Source organism: Aureimonas pseudogalii, from assembly GCF_014196835.1.
Taxonomy (GTDB): domain Bacteria; phylum Pseudomonadota; class Alphaproteobacteria; order Rhizobiales; family Rhizobiaceae; genus Aureimonas; species Aureimonas pseudogalii.
The window spans coordinates 155,809-170,269 of sequence record NZ_JACIEK010000007.1 but is presented as its reverse complement, the minus strand read 5'-3'; the positions used below and the strand labels follow the sequence as shown (position 1 = coordinate 170,269).

Sequence of the window (14,461 nt, the reverse complement as noted above, 5' to 3'; positions counted from 1 at the left end):
CTCCCCGAACACCGGTCGTCCGATCGGGGACGGACGGCAGCACGGCGGGGATCTCGGCATGAAGCGTCGACAGGGACTGGCGATCGCGCTGGCGTTGGGGGCCTCGTCGGTCGGGATCGGCGCCGCCGAGGCGCATCCCCACGTCTTCGCGGATTCGCGCATGGAGATCGTCGGCGACGCCGCGGGCCATCTCGTGTCGGTGCGCAACGTCTGGCGCTTCGACGAACTCTTCTCCTCCTCCGTGGTGGTCGATTTCGACAAGAACGGCAACGGCGCGCTCGACCCCGACGAGTTGGAGGCGGTGAGCGAGACCGTCCTGAAGTCGATCGCGGAATGGGACTTCTACACCTTCGTCTCGGTCGGCTCGCGCGACGTCAAATTGAACCCGCCGCAGACGATCCGCGGCCTGTGGGACCACGGGCAGCTAACGCTTCTCTTCGAGATGACGCCGGCCGAGCCCGTCGATCTCAAGAAGCAGCCCGTGACCTTCACGGTCTATGACGAAAGCTATTTCGTCGCCTTCGACTTCCCCGACGAGAGCCGCTTCCAGCTTCTCGACCTGCCGAAGACCTGCCGCAAGACCTACACGCAGCCCGACCCGGACGCCGAGGCCAGCGACTGGATGAACTCGGTCTCCATGCTGAAACCCGGCCAGTCCATTCCCGCCGACGGGGTCGACTATTCCAAGCTGCTCTCGACCCGGATCGACGTGCAGTGCGCGCCTTGAGGAACCCGGCCGCCGCGGGGCTCGCCGCCGTCGCACTGCTCGCCCTGTGGCTCGGCGCTGCGCAGGCCCAGTCCTCGCTCGGCATCGGCAATGCCGAGGTCTCGGCGACGCCGAGCGGCCCCTTCGCCGCGCTCTTCGCCGGGATCATGGCGGTGCAGCGGTCCTTCTTCACGGATCTGCGCCATGCGCTCGTCGGCATCCGCGACGGGGAGACGGGCTTCGGCTGGCTCGTCGGCCTCTCCTTCGTCTACGGCGTGTTCCACGCGGCAGGGCCCGGCCACGGCAAGGCGGTGATCTCGTCCTACATGCTGGCCAACGAGGTCGAGCTGAAGCGCGGCGTCGCGCTGTCCTTCGCGTCGGCGATGGCGCAGGGGGCCTCGGCGGTGCTGATCGTCGCCGTCGGCTGGTTCGTGCTGCGCGGCTCGGCGGTCTCGATGACCGATGCCGCCTGGGGGCTGGAACTCGCCTCCTATGCCGGCATCGCTCTTCTCGGCCTCTGGCTGCTGGCGCGCCGCCTCAAACCCCTCGCACGGCGGCTGCCGGCGCTCGCCCTCGCGCTGCGCCCGAGGGCTGCCACGCCCACCGGGCTTCTGTTCGCGGGGCAGGGCACCTTTTCCGACGGGCGCGCGGCGCCCGCGCTGCCGCGCGCATCCGGCGGCTACGGGGCGGAGATCTGCGGCGATCCCGCCGGCGACGCCTGCGACTGCGGGCGGCCGCACATCCTCGACCCCCGGGCGCTGCGAGGTCGACCGCCCGGCTGGCGATCGGGCGCCTCGGCGGTGCTGGCGATTGGGCTGCGGCCCTGCTCGGGCGCGATCGTGGTGCTGACCTTCGCCATCCTCAACGGGCTCTATCTCGCTGGCGGCCTGTCGGTGCTGGCGATGGCGCTGGGCACCGCGATCACCGTCTCGGCGCTGGCGACGCTGACGGTGCTGGCGCGCGACACGGCGCTGCGCCTTGGCGGCGCGCGGCGAGGCGGCGCGTTCCAGGCCGGGCTCGAGATCGCCGGCGCACTGGCGCTGACAGCGCTCGGCGCCGGGCTGTTTCTCGCCTCGCTGCCGGGCCTCTGACGGCGCCGGGCAGCCTTCGCTAGCGGGCGTCGCGATAGGTGCGGCAGGCGCTCGCGAAGGCCTCGAAGATCGCGCGCGAAGGCGCGTCGCTCGCTGCCCAGTATTCGGGATGCCACTGCACGCCGAGCGCGAAGCCCTCGGCACCCTTCACCGACACGGCCTCCACCGTCCCGTCCTCGGCCAGGGCCTCCACCGCGAGCCCCTCGGCCAGTCGGTCGATCGCCTGGCGATGCAGCGAGTTCACCTGGATCGGCGCGGCGCCGACGATCTGCGCGAGCGCGCCGCCTTCCGTCACCGCCACGGGATGGCGGAGCGCGAACCGCTCGCCCTGTTCGGGATGGGGGCGCACGCGATGGTCCATCCGGCCTTCGCCCTCCTGGATCTCGGTCGCGAGCGAGCCGCCGAGCGCGACGTTGAGCTCCTGGTGGCCGCGGCAGATCGCGAGCAGCGGCAGGCCGCGGGCGAGCGCCATGCGGATCAGCGCCTCGGTCAGCCGGTCGCGCGCGGGGTCGTAGGGCTCATGGGCGGGCGAGGGCGCCGCGCCGTAGCGCTCGGGATGGACGTTGCTCACCGAGCCCGTCAGCAGCACGCCGTCGACGCGGTCCAGCACCGTGCCGAGCCCGGTTTCGGAAACGAGCGCCGGCACGATCACCGGCACGGCGCCGGCCACCTCGACCAGCGCGTCGAGATAGGTCGAGGGGCTGGCGTGCCAGCGGTAGTTCTCGAACTCCCGCACGTCGCCGGGCACCGCGATCAGAAGTCCTCGGCTGTCCATGGGGGACCTTTCTCGGCAAGCGCTCGGGATCGCGCCTCTTTCCACCGGCGAGGGCGCAGGCGCAAGCCTCGCGTCATGCCCACAGCGTCCGGTTAACACCTCGTTAACCATACGGGCCGATGAATCACAGGCGTCAAGATCGTCACAAACCTTCGGCTCGCGCAGCCGATCCCGGCGGGCGACGCCGAGATGGCGTGCGGCCCCGGGTCCCGTCGTTCGGCGCTCCCGTCCGCCCGCTCGCGAAAGGCTCCTCGCATGATGCCCGTTCTCTCCATCGGCTCGCTGAAGACCTCCGGCTCGACGACGCTGGCGCTGACGCTGGCCGGTGTCGCCGCCGCGGCCGACATTCCCGTGGTGCTCATCGACGGCGCGCGCGACAAGGATCTCGTGGAGTGGGCGGCGCGGCCCGGCCGCCCGGCCGGCATTGCCGTCGAGATCGCCGACGACGAGATGACGCTGGAGCGTCTGGTGCGGGCGGCGCGCCGTCGTGGCGAACTGGCGGTGATCGACGCGGGCGACCATGCCGAACTCATCCGCGCCGGCGCCCGTCTTGCCGATCGTGCGCTCATCCCCGTCCGCTTCTCGCCGCTCTCGGCCTATGCCGCGCTCGCCACCGACCGGCTGCTGCGGGCCGAAGCGGGCCGCGGCCGGCGCGACCGCGACTGGGCCTTCGCGGCCTCGGCGGTCACCACCATTCCCAGCCGCATCGCGCGCTCGATCGAGGGGATGATCGAGCAGTCGCCGACGCCGCGCCTCCAGACCGGCCTCGTGCTGCGCGCGGCCTACGAGGCGCCGTTCCTGCATGGCGGCACGCTGTTCAACCTCGCGGACGATCTCGTGCCCGGCATCGACCGCGCCCGTGTCGAAGCGGCGACGCTGGCCTACGAGATCGGCATTCTCGGCCATGCGCCGGCCGAGGAGCGGGCTGACGACCGCGCCTACGCCCGCGCGGCCTGATCGGTTCGACCGTCGTTCCAGACCGCCGGCCCGTCGCGATCGCGGCGCGCCGGCGTGTCCGTTGCGCTTGGCCGCGCGCTGGTCCCGGCCTATAGGCTCGGGCTCATGAGCGAGCCGAAACCCAAGCCCCCCCGCAAGCCGCCGCGCCCCGTCTCGCGCGAGTGGATGTTCCGGGCGGCCGCCCACTACCTCGAACGCTACGCCTCGACGCAGGCCCATCTCGGCCGGGTGTTGGAGCGCAAGGTGATGCGGCGCTGCCGCGAGCGCGGCGAGGACCCCGCCGAGCACGCCGATCTCGTGGCCGAGACGGTGGCCAAGTTCGTGGAGCTCAAGCTCATCGACGATCGCCAGTTCGCGGAAGGCCGTCTCGCCACCTTGCGCCGGCGCGGCGCCTCGAAGCGCCAGACCGCGATGAAGCTCACGGAGAAGGGCGTCGACCGCGAGACGGTGGCCGCTGTGATGGAGGCCGACGAGACCGACGAGGCCGCCGCCGCGCGGGCGCTCGCCAAGCGTCGGCGGCTCGGGCCGCATCGCCTGCGCGAGCGCACCGAGCGCCGCGACCGCGACGTCGCCGCCCTGATGCGCGCCGGCTTCTCCTTCCGTGATTCCGCGGCCGCGATCGACGGCGACGGGAGCGACGAACCCTCCGACGCTTGACCTTCACGTCTGGAACCGCTGCCGCGCTGCGGGATTATCGACGGGAACACCCCAACGAGCGAGGAAATGCGGCGCGCGAGCGACGTTCGCGGATCCGTCTCCTTCGCTTCGCATCGGAGAGACCCATGCCCAGCATTCGCCAAGCCAAGATCGCCATCCTCGCCACCGACGGCTACGAGCAGCTCGAACTCACCGTGCCGCTTGCCAAGCTGAAGGAGGCCGGCGCCACCGTCCATGTCGTCTCGCTCGAGACGGGCGAGATCAAGGGATGGGACAAGGACCATTGGGGCGACAGCGTTCCCGTCGACAAGACGCTCGCGGAGGTGACCGTCGCCGACTACGACGCGCTCGTGCTGCCGGGCGGCCAGATCAACCCCGACAAGCTCCGCGCCGAGGAGACGGCCGTGTCGTTCGTGCGCGACTTCTACAATTCCAAGAAGACGCTCGCCGCCATCTGCCACGCGCCCTGGCTGCTGATCGAGGCCGGCGTCATCCGGGATCGCGACGTCACCTCGTTCAAGTCGATCAAGACCGACGTCGTGAATGCCGGCGGCCGCTGGCACGACGAGGAGGTGGTGACCGACCAGGCGCTGATCACCTCGCGCAACCCGGACGACCTGCCGGCCTTCGTCGCCAAGATCATCGAGGAGGTCGAGGAAGGCCGCCACGAGAAGCGCCAGGCGGCCTGATCATCCTCGAAAACGAACGAGAGGTGGGGCATCGCAGGGTGCCCCACCTTTTTTCATGTCGGCGACAAGGACCTGCGCGCGACGCGGCGATTGCTTGCCGGGGGGGCGATCGGCTATCAGCGTGGGCAAAGCTTTTGGCAGGGGATGAACGACATGGCCGAGGATCTGGGTTTCGATCGCGACGCGCGTGGCACGATGGACTATGCCGAGCACAACCGGACCTATGCCGGCTTTCTCGGGCTGGTGAAATACGGCTCGATCGGCGTCGTGGCGATCCTGCTCGGCATGCTGGTGGGGCTGATCGTCGGCGGCGGCGTCATCATGAGCCTGCTGACCGTGATCGTGTTCGCCGCGCTCGCGGTGGTCTTCCTGAAATGACCGGCCGTCCTGCCGCCCCGGGAGAGGGCGGCGCGGACGCTTGAACGAACGGCCGGGGGCGTTCTCCCCGGAAAACCGGGAGGAGACGGGTCATGAAGATCTTCGTGCCGAAAGAGCGCGACGCCGGCGAGACGCGTGTCGCCGCCTCGCCCGACAGCGTGAAGAAGCTGGCGGGGCTCGGTGCGCGCGTCGTGGTGGAACGCGGTGCCGGCGACGCGTCGCGCATTCCAGACGCCGCCTTCGAGGCCGCCGGCGCCGCGATCGGCTCGGGCGAGGACGCCGGCGACGCCGACGTGATCCTCAAGGTCCGCCGCCCGCTCGCCGAGGAGTTCGCGCAGTACCGGCGCGGCGCCGTGGTGATCGCCATCATGGACCCGTACGGCCAGGACGAGGCGCTGCGGGGGATGGCGGAGGCCGGGATCACCGCCTTCGCGATGGAGCTGATGCCGCGCATCACTCGCGCGCAGACCATGGACGTCCTGTCCTCGCAGGCCAATCTCGCCGGCTATCAGGCGGTGATCGATGCCGCCGCGCTCTACGACCGCGCCTTTCCGATGATGATGACCGCCGCCGGCACCGTGCCGGCCGCCCGCGTCTTCGTGATGGGCGCCGGCGTCGCGGGGCTGCAGGCGATCGCTACCGCGCGCCGCCTCGGCGCGGTGGTGACCGCCACCGACGTGCGCCCCGCCGCCAAGGAGCAGGTGGAATCGCTCGGCGCCAAGTTCGTGGCGGTGGAGGACGAGGAGTTCAAGGCCGCCGAGACCGCCGCCGGCTACGCCAAGCCGATGTCGGCGGCCTATCAGGCGAAGCAGGCCGAACTCACCGCCGCCCACATCGCCAAGCAGGACATCGTCATCACCACCGCGCTCATTCCCGGCCGCCCGGCGCCGCGCCTCGTCTCGCGGGCCGCGGTGGAGGCGATGAAGCCGGGCTCGGTGCTCGTCGACCTCGCGGTGGAGCGCGGCGGCAACGTCGAGGGCGCGGTGCCCGGCGAGATCGCGGAGATCGGCGGCGCCCGGGTGGTCGGCCATCTCAACGTGCCCGGCCGCATCGCCGCCACCGCCTCGCTTCTCTACGCCCGCAACCTCGCGGCCTTCGTCGAGACGATGATCGACAAGGAGACGAAGGCGCTGCGCGTCGATCTCTCCGAGGAACTTCAGAAGGCGACCGCGCTGACCCATGACGGGCGCGTGGTGCATCCCGCCTTCGCGGCCGTCGCCGAGCCGACGGTCACTCCGGAACTCGATCGCCCCGCGCCCATCTCGCTGGCCGAGGACGCCGACGCCGCGAGCGCGGTGGAGGCGGGCAGCGACCATTCTGCATCCGAGGGGAGGGCTTAAGCGATGGCCGACGACGTTCTGACCTTCACACGGCAGGTTCTCGACAATGCCGAGGCGGCGGTGCGCGCCGCGCGCATGGGCGTCGACCAGATGGCGGCCCATCCGGCCGTCGCGGTGGCGGGCGAGCACGCGGGAACCGACCCGTTCGTCTTCCACCTCGCGATCTTCGTGCTGGCGATCTTCGTCGGCTACTACGTGGTTTGGTCGGTGACGCCTGCGCTGCACACGCCGCTGATGGCGGTGACCAACGCCATCTCCTCGGTGATCATCGTCGGCGCGCTCCTGGCGGTGGGCCTCGCGGCCTCGGGCGCGGCGACCTTCTTCGGCTTCGTCGGGCTAGTGCTCGCCTCCGTCAACATCGTCGGCGGCTTCCTCGTCACCCAGCGCATGCTCGCCATGTACAAGAAGAAGGATCGCTGACGCCATGTCCGTCGAATTCGCGTCCTTCCTCTATCTCGTCTCCGGCGTGCTGTTCATCCTGGCGCTGCGCGGCCTCTCCCACCCGACCAGCAGCCGGCAGGGCAACATCTTCGGCATGGCGGGCATGGGCCTCGCGGTGCTCACCACGCTGCTGCTTGCCGGCCCCTCGCTCGGCGGGCTGGCGCTCATCGTCCTCGGCATCGCCCTCGGCGGCGGCGCGGGCGCGGTGATCGCGCGGCGCATCCCGATGACGGCGATGCCGCAACTCGTGGCCGCCTTCCACTCGCTCGTCGGCCTCGCCGCCGTCATGGTGGCGGCCGCCGCGCTCTACGCGCCGGAATCGATCGGTATCGGCGTGGTCGGCGCCATCCACGCCCAGGCCCTCGTCGAGATGTCGATCGGCGTCGCGATCGGCGCGATCACCTTCACGGGTTCGATTGTTGCCTTCCTCAAGCTCGACGGTCGCATGAGCGGCAAGCCGATCCTCCTGCCCTCGCGACACCTCGTCAACGTCGCGCTGGCCGTGCTGCTTGTGGCGCTGGTGATCGCCTTCGCGGCGACGCAGAGCCACGCCCTGTTCTGGCTGGTGGTGCTGGTGTCGCTGGCGCTCGGCGTGCTGCTGATCGTGCCGATTGGGGGCGCCGACATGCCGGTGGTCGTGTCGATGCTCAACTCCTATTCGGGTTGGGCGGCGGCGGGCATCGGCTTCACGCTGCAGAATCTCGCGCTGATCATCACCGGCGCGCTCGTCGGCTCGTCCGGCGCGATCCTCTCCTACATCATGTGCAAGGGCATGAACCGCTCGTTCGTCTCCGTCATCCTCGGCGGCTTCGGCGGCGATACGGCCGGCCCGGCCGGTGCCGATCTCGGCGACCGCACGGTGAAGCAGGGCTCGGCCGAGGACGCCGCCTACCTGATGAAGAACGCCGGCCGCGTCATCATCGTGCCCGGCTACGGCATGGCGGTGGCGCAGGCCCAGCACGCGCTGCGCGAGATGGCGGACACGCTGAAGCGCGAGGGCGTCGAGGTGAAATACGCCATCCATCCCGTCGCCGGCCGCATGCCCGGCCACATGAACGTGCTGCTCGCCGAGGCGAACGTCCCCTATGACGAGGTGTTCGAGCTCGAGGACATCAATTCCGAGTTCGCCCAGACCGACGTCGCCTTCGTGATCGGCGCCAACGACGTGACGAACCCGTCGGCGCGCGGCGACAAGACCTCGCCGATCTACGGCATGCCGATCCTCAACGTCGATCAGGCGCAGACCTGCCTCTTCATCAAGCGCTCGCTCGGCTCGGGCTATGCCGGCATCGACAACAGCCTGTTCTACAAGGACAACACGATGATGCTGTTCGCCGACGCCAAGAAGATGGTCGAGGACATCGTGAAGGCTCTGGCCCACTGAGGGAGCCGACCGTTCGGCACGAAAAAGGCCCGCGATCGATCGCGGGCCTTTTTCTTGAGATCCGGAAAGACCGGTCTTACGGCTTGTAGACGACCGGCGTGGCGTCCGCATCCTGCAGGGTCAAACGGGCGACGCCGACGGTGGCGTTGACGCCTTCCTGAATCTGGACGCTGGTGGGCTGCAGCGTGAAGCCGCGATCGGGGCCGCCGATCAGCGACTTGGCGCCGACACCGACCGCGAAGGACGCGTCGATGCTGGTGCCGTAATAGGTGCCGGCGAGCGAAGCCGGCTCGCCCGCCTCGAAGCTTGCGGCAAGCACCGACCACGTCATCAGCGTGCGGCCGGTGATGCCGAGGTCGACGCCGTAGGTGTCGAGCGTGCCGACATAGGTCTCGGTGCCGTGGAACTTGCCGAAGGGAATGTAGCGGCAAAGCACGGTCTCGCTCGACGAGACGATCTGGTTGATCGTGCCCTGGCTCTTGCAGGAGAGCGTGCCGACCTTGGCGCCGGCGAAGGCGGGAAGGGGCACGGCGGCCGTGGCGAGGGCGACGGCGGCGGCTGCGAACAAAGTCTTCATGACGGCTACTCGATTCCGATAGGTGAACTGCCGCGTTAACCTTTCGAAATCGGAATCGGTTTCATCGCGCCGCAGCACGGCGTGATCACGAAGGGTGACAGGATGTGAACGGCCGACGCGATCGGCCGGCCGAGATCAGCTGCCCGCCGAGCCGCGCGTGCGCGAGACGCCGTCCTTGGCCGGCTGGTAGTTCGGGTCGAGCTGCGCGGCATGGGCGAAGGAGCGGTAGGCCTTGGTCTTGTCGCCGCGCGCTTCGAGGACGATGCCTTGGTTGGCCCAGAACTCGGCCCGCTTGCCGTCGAGCTGGATCGCCCGGTTGATGTCGTCGGAGGCGTCCTCGACATTGTTCAGCGCCAGATACGACACGGCGCGGCCGGAATAGGGCTCGGGGGCGTTGGCATCCATCGAGATCGCAGTCGAGAAGTCCTCGATCGCCTGCCGGTGCTGGCCGTCGAGCTGATAGAGCAGGCCGCGATTGTGGTAGGCGCGCGGATCGGTCGTGTTGAGGTCGATCGCCCGCTGGAAGTCGGACAGCGCCTCGCGGTTGCGACTGGCGATGCGATAGATGTTGCCGCGTCCGATATAGGCGGAATCGTAGTTCGCGTTGATCTTCAGGGCCGAATTGTAGTCGGCCACCGCTTCCGGGTTGCGGTTGAGCTGGCGCAGCACGAGCGCCCGGTTGGCGTAGGCCTGGTAGAAGTTCGGGTCGAGCTGGATCGCCGTCGTAAAATCGTCGATCGCGCGCTGGTTCTCGCCGGAGCGCCCGTAGGCGATGCCGCGCACGTTGTAGGCTTCCGGATTGCGCGGATTGGCGGTCACGGCCTCGGTGAGCGAGGAGAGGTTCTGCGCCGACCCTTGCGCCTGGTCGAGGCTGATCGACTGCAGCGTCGGCCCGCTCTGACAGCCGGCGAGCAGCAGCACGGCGGCCATCGTCCATCCGGCGCGCAGGCGCAGGCAAGCGGTCCCGGCAGGGCGCGGGGTCGTCGGTCGGACCGGAGAGAGGACAGTCACGCGGGCTTCCTTACATGGAATGGATCGGCAAGCTTGTGACGATAGACGCCATAAGGAGGCCGAACGATGGAGTTTGGCTGACCGGCCTTGCGCGAAACGCAACGAAAGCTCATCCGCTCCCCTATCCGGCCGAATAGCCGGACGACGTGGCGCGGATGCCACGAGGCTGCGATCCCGTCGCCTCGACGACAAAAGGCGGCGACGCCGAAGCGTGCCGCCTTTGCGAGAAAGCGCGGGATCGATCGGAGGTCGTCGATCGGCCTAGCGGGTCACCGCCGGCTTGGCGCGAGCGCCGGCCACCAGGCCTTCGCGCTGCGCCTGCTTGCGAGCCAGCTTGCGGGCGCGGCGCACGGCCTCGGCCTTTTCGCGCACGCGCTTCTCCGACGGCTTCTCGTAGAAGTTGCGCATCTTCATTTCGCGGAAGACGCCCTCGCGCTGCAGCTTCTTCTTGAGCGCACGAAGGGCTTGATCGACGTTGTTGTCGCGAACGAGTACCTGCACGAAGAGATCCGTTTCTCGATGGTCTGGGTTGGCCGGCGGACCCCGGATGCGTCCGACGATCCCGTGCGGGGCGTCACCCCGCAAATCTGGCGGGTTGCTTATCAGATGGGTCGGTCTTTGTCGAGAGAGCCGATTCTACGTTCGGTTTTGCCTCTTCGGCAGAGCCCGTGCGCGACCCCATCACTTGATTCAGGATGTGGCGGATCGCGTGGATGGCAATCGCCGCGTCGGGTTCGGCCGGGTCCGCGCGGGCGGATGCGGCGTCGGGCGGCACCAGCGACACCGTCTGCGCCTCGTGGAAGATGTCGCTTCGTCGGCGCCGCAGTTCGGCGATCTCGGCGCGGCAGGCATTGAGCGTCGCGTCCGTCTCGTCCTCGCTGCCGATGGGCATGACGCCCTCGGAGGCGCCCGCCAGCCGGTGCGCCCAGTAGGCCAGCACCGTGAAGCGCAGCTGCCCGCGGCGCACCATGCGCCGGCGCTCGCCGGCCAGCCAGCCGCTGTCGAGGGGGCGCAGGGCTGCGACGATTTCGGCGTGACGCCGGTCGAGCGCCTGCGTCACCGCCACGAGACGCCAGGCCGAGCCCTCGCCGCGCCGCCGGTCGGCGAAGGCGGCGAGCAGTCGGTCCAGCTCGGCCAGAAAGGCGTCCGCCGCCTTGCCGCTCGCCGCTTCCGTGCGTTGGGGAAACACGAAATAGGCGACGCCGACGCCCGCTGCGGCGCCGATCAGCGTTTCCTCCAGCCGCAGCACGAGAAGCCCCGGCGAGAAGCTGCCAAGCAGCCCGTAGAGCAGCGACAGGCCGAGGGTCATGAAGAAGGTGAGCGCACCATAGGAGAGTTGCAGCGTGTAGAAGGCGAGGAACACGAAGGCGGCGATGAACCCGAGCGACAGTGCGAACTGGCCGTGAACGAGCGTCGCCAGCCCGATGCCGACCACGATGCCGCCGGCCGTGCCAACGGCTCGCGCCACCCCGCGCAGCGCCGCGTCGCCGCGCGACTGCGTGTTGGTGAAGACGAGGAACGCCGTCAGCACCGCCCAGAACCAGCGCTGCTCGGAGACGAGGCTGCCGCCCACCATGGCGATGGCGCAGGCGAGCGTCACCTGCGCCGCCAAGCGGAAGGTCGGATCCTGCCAGACGGGCAGGGCAGCGCCGGCGGCGCCCGGCGGCGTGGCCGCGACGGCCCGGTCGAGGATCTCGTCGGTGAGGCCGGCCGCGGTCTGGCGCGCGGCGAGGCGCATGCGGGCGAGGCGGTCGAGGGCCGCCATCAGACGAGCGCTCGCCGCTTCGTCGCCGGGCGCGCCGCCAAGGCCTGCGGCAAGCGCCGTCTCGGCGGCGAGATGAAGATCGAAAAGCTCGATCGACAGTTGCGTCGCAGCGTCGGGCGGCGCCTGCGAACCGCCGGTCGGGGCGGGAAGTTGGCCTTCCGCGGTGATCAGCGCGTCCTTCACCCGCTGCTCGCCGGCGAGCGCCGCGTCGCGCAGATCACCCGTCCAGCCGGAGCGATGCGCCCGTCGTAGGATCGACACCACCGCCGCGATGCGTTGGTCCACCGCCTCGAGCGTGCGCCGGAGGTCGGCGGCCGGCCGGTCGGGAACCAGCCGATCGCGCACCACGTCGGCGATGAGGCCCGAGAGGGCGAGCGCGAAGGCGATCGCGCCGAGATCGGCCGGCGAAGGGCGAAAATAGGCGGCGATGAAGCAGGACATGAAGGAGAACATGCCCACCGCATTCCATCGCGCGCCCCAGCGCCGTGCGAAGACGGCGGCGAAGGCCACCCCGAGAAAGACGAGGTCGACCAGCACGACCTCGCTCGCGATCATGCTGACGACGGCCAGCATCGCGAAGCCCGCAAGGCCGCAGACGACCCGCGTCGCCAGCCGATGGCGATGGGTGGCGTCGCGGATCGCGACGGCACCTTGGATCGCCAGCGTCAGGGCCACGGCGTAGGCCGCCGGCGGTAGCGGCGCCAGCTGATGGGAGAGCGCCAGGGCCGCCGCGCAGAGAACCACCGTGAGCGTGACGCGGCTGGCGAGACGCAGCCGGATGAGCCCGGGATCGGCGGTGGCCAGCCGCGACGCAAGGCGCCAACGGCGATGGGCTTGTTTCTCCGGCAGCGGGGAATGCGGCATGCGAGATATCGACTCGATCGGATAGCGCGGAACCCCGCCAGGGATAGGCGGGGCCAGCCTTGCAGGGCAAGTCTCGCTCGGTCGCGCCGCGAGGTCTGGAAACAAACCACGGGAGGCGCGGCAATATCCGGACAAAGAATGGCGAGGAATGGGCGAAAAAATGGCAGCCTGCTCTGGATAAGTCTGCCGCGCGACCATTTAGAGCAATGGAGACCGGCGTTCGGATGGGCGCTCGGCAGACACGGCGCGATCCTCGATCGCCAAAGAGTTGGAGTATGTCATGGTGGATATCGTGGAACGCGGACCGGCGGTCGGCGGATCGGTTCGCAGGATCTCGTGGGGCGCCATCATCGCCGGCACGATCCTGACCCTCGTGGTGCAGATGATGCTGGCGCTGCTGGGTCTGGGCATCGGCCTGGCGACGATCGACACCACCGCGGCGGAGACGCCCTCGCTCGCCACCTTCTCGTCGGCCGGCGGCATCTGGACGGCGCTGACCGTGCTCATCGCGACCTTCGTCGGCGGCTATGCCGCGGCGCGCCTCGCCGGTAGCCTCGCTCGCCGCGACGCCGCGCTGCATGGCATCGTGACCTGGGCGACCTCGACGCTGATCGTCGTCTACCTGCTCACCAGCGGCGTTTCGGCAATCGTCACCGGCGCGTTCGGTGCGCTCGGCTCCACCGTCTCGACGCTCGGCTCGGCCGCGTCTTCGGTGGTGCAGGGCTCGCCCGCCGCGCTCAATGCCCTGCCGCCGCAGCTGCAGCAGCAGGCCCGCGCGCTTCTCGCCCGCGGCCAGAATCAGGCCCAGCAGGCGGCCGGCGAAGTCCAGCAGCAGGCCGAGCAGACGGCCAACACCGTCCAGCAGGCAGCCGGCACGCAGGATCTCGGCCAGGCGGTCTCCACCGTCTTCCAGGGTCTGAGCCAGGATGCGACGCCGGACCAGCGCCAGGCGGCCGTGCAGGTGATCTCGACCGAAGCTGGCATCAGCCAGCAGGAAGCCGAGCAGCGTCTGACGCAGTTCCAGGGCCAGTACGACCAGGCCGTGGCGCAGGCCAAGGAGACCGCGGCCCAGGCTGCCGCAACGGCCTCGACCACCGCTTTCGTCGCCTTCGTCGGCCTCTTCCTCGGCCTGATCGTCGGTGCCCTCGGCGGCATCGTCGGTAAGCCGGCGCGCGCGGTGGGCTACTACCGCGACTGAGCCGTTCGATCGGTGCGTTCGGAAGGAGGCGGGCGCCAAGCCCGCCTTTTTTCGTTCGCGGTTTTTGCTGGTGCGGGGTGCGGAACCGGTGACGTCTGGAGGCGCGCTCGGGCTCACGCTGCCTTTCGCCAGACCCCCAAGACGAACCCAGACATCCTCCGTGGCGATCGCAGCTGTCGGCTCTGGCTCAACCGTATGGGCTGGTCATGGCGACCAGAACGCCATTACGCTTCGCGCAAGGGGATCCGAGCGATGGACGCTACCAAGGGTGGCAGAAGCGCCCCGGTCGAGTGTTGGAGAGGCGGGCGAGCCGCCGGCGCGCAAAGCAGGCCTCGGCCGTTCTCGGCGCGCTATCAGACGGGCCGGCGGTTGATCAAATATACCCGAAGAAGTAGAGACTTCCCGCCAGGAGCGCCCCAACCGTTGCCGAAGTCGACCAGCACGACCATTGTGAGGCTGCGTGAGAGGCCGGCACAGCGGCACGAATGTCGTTCATGATAACGCTTCGTCGGCGGAGGTCCGGTCGAGCTTTGGCACGTCCCGGTTCGAGCCGGGCGGGTCGAGCGCGCCGCGCCGGGATCGACGGCATGGCGGCCCTCAAGTCGCCGACGGCGAAGCCGGCCGGGAC

The 14,461-nt window shown here is 69.6% G+C and carries 15 protein-coding genes; 10 read left to right on the top strand and 5 right to left on the bottom strand.

The features are described from left to right. Positions 1 to 58 precede the first annotated feature (58 nt). A complete protein-coding gene (locus GGR04_RS14145) occupies positions 59 to 727 on the top strand; it encodes a DUF1007 family protein (protein WP_183200565.1) in 669 nt (222 codons plus the stop codon). Then, on the top strand, positions 715 to 1,797 hold the full coding sequence (locus tag GGR04_RS14140) for a nickel/cobalt transporter (RefSeq protein WP_312857459.1): 1,083 nt from the start codon (positions 715 to 717) through the stop codon (positions 1,795 to 1,797). The genes GGR04_RS14145 and GGR04_RS14140 overlap by 13 nt, the downstream gene beginning before the upstream one ends. A gap of 19 nt (positions 1,798 to 1,816) precedes the next feature. Here the strand turns inward: GGR04_RS14140 and GGR04_RS14135 are convergent, their stop codons facing one another. Further along, positions 1,817 to 2,572 (bottom strand): gamma-glutamyl-gamma-aminobutyrate hydrolase family protein, encoded by a 756-nt coding sequence (locus GGR04_RS14135; protein WP_183200564.1) that lies wholly within the window; start codon positions 2,570 to 2,572, stop codon positions 1,817 to 1,819. A gap of 255 nt (positions 2,573 to 2,827) precedes the next feature. Between GGR04_RS14135 and GGR04_RS14130 the strand changes: the two genes are divergently transcribed. The 7 genes from GGR04_RS14130 (at position 2,828) to GGR04_RS14100 (ending at position 8,418) form a co-directional block, all read left to right on the top strand. After that, complete coding sequence (locus GGR04_RS14130; RefSeq protein WP_183200563.1) at positions 2,828 to 3,529, top strand: chromosome partitioning protein ParA; 702 nt, start codon at positions 2,828 to 2,830, stop codon at positions 3,527 to 3,529. A 105-nt stretch (positions 3,530 to 3,634) separates the two neighbouring features. Then, positions 3,635 to 4,186 (top strand): RecX family transcriptional regulator, encoded by a 552-nt coding sequence (locus GGR04_RS14125; protein ID WP_183200562.1) that lies wholly within the window; start codon positions 3,635 to 3,637, stop codon positions 4,184 to 4,186. 125 nt (positions 4,187 to 4,311) lie between these two features. Further along, positions 4,312 to 4,875 carry a type 1 glutamine amidotransferase domain-containing protein gene (locus GGR04_RS14120; protein ID WP_183200561.1) on the top strand — a complete coding sequence of 188 codons (564 nt, stop codon included), beginning with the start codon at positions 4,312 to 4,314 and terminating at the stop codon, positions 4,873 to 4,875. A 153-nt stretch (positions 4,876 to 5,028) separates the two neighbouring features. Continuing rightward, entirely contained in the window at positions 5,029 to 5,253 is a 225-nt protein-coding gene (locus GGR04_RS14115; protein WP_183200560.1) for an aa3-type cytochrome c oxidase subunit IV, read from the top strand. Positions 5,254 to 5,345: 92 nt separating this feature from the next. Further along, entirely contained in the window at positions 5,346 to 6,593 is a 1,248-nt protein-coding gene (locus tag GGR04_RS14110) for a Re/Si-specific NAD(P)(+) transhydrogenase subunit alpha (protein ID WP_183200559.1), read from the top strand. Positions 6,594 to 6,596: 3 nt separating this feature from the next. Next, the gene (locus GGR04_RS14105; protein WP_183200558.1) at positions 6,597 to 7,013 is read left to right on the top strand and encodes an NAD(P) transhydrogenase subunit alpha part 2; all 417 of its coding nucleotides are present in this window, start codon (positions 6,597 to 6,599) and stop codon (positions 7,011 to 7,013) included. Between the two features lie 4 nt (positions 7,014 to 7,017). Then, positions 7,018 to 8,418, top strand: a complete 1,401-nt coding sequence (locus GGR04_RS14100; RefSeq protein ID WP_183200557.1) for an NAD(P)(+) transhydrogenase (Re/Si-specific) subunit beta — start codon at positions 7,018 to 7,020, stop codon at positions 8,416 to 8,418. A gap of 76 nt (positions 8,419 to 8,494) precedes the next feature. On the opposite strand, the gene GGR04_RS14095 is transcribed toward GGR04_RS14100, so the two are convergent. The 4 genes from GGR04_RS14095 to GGR04_RS14080 form a co-directional block, all read right to left on the bottom strand. Then, on the bottom strand, positions 8,495 to 8,995 hold the full coding sequence (locus GGR04_RS14095; protein ID WP_183200556.1) for a DUF992 domain-containing protein: 501 nt from the start codon (positions 8,993 to 8,995) through the stop codon (positions 8,495 to 8,497). Positions 8,996 to 9,130: 135 nt separating this feature from the next. Then, complete coding sequence (locus GGR04_RS14090) at positions 9,131 to 9,925, bottom strand: tetratricopeptide repeat protein (RefSeq protein ID WP_183200555.1); 795 nt, start codon at positions 9,923 to 9,925, stop codon at positions 9,131 to 9,133. A gap of 342 nt (positions 9,926 to 10,267) precedes the next feature. Then, positions 10,268 to 10,567 carry a 30S ribosomal protein S21 gene (gene rpsU / locus GGR04_RS14085; RefSeq protein ID WP_312857460.1) on the bottom strand — a complete coding sequence of 100 codons (300 nt, stop codon included), beginning with the start codon at positions 10,565 to 10,567 and terminating at the stop codon, positions 10,268 to 10,270. A gap of 13 nt (positions 10,568 to 10,580) precedes the next feature. Further along, positions 10,581 to 12,635 carry an FUSC family protein gene (locus GGR04_RS14080; RefSeq protein ID WP_183200553.1) on the bottom strand — a complete coding sequence of 685 codons (2,055 nt, stop codon included), beginning with the start codon at positions 12,633 to 12,635 and terminating at the stop codon, positions 10,581 to 10,583. Positions 12,636 to 12,915: 280 nt separating this feature from the next. Here GGR04_RS14080 and GGR04_RS14075 point away from each other — a divergent pair, with 280 nt between their 5' ends. Continuing rightward, on the top strand, positions 12,916 to 13,833 hold the full coding sequence (locus GGR04_RS14075; protein ID WP_183200552.1) for a hypothetical protein: 918 nt from the start codon (positions 12,916 to 12,918) through the stop codon (positions 13,831 to 13,833). The last annotated feature ends 628 nt before the right edge of the window (positions 13,834 to 14,461 follow it).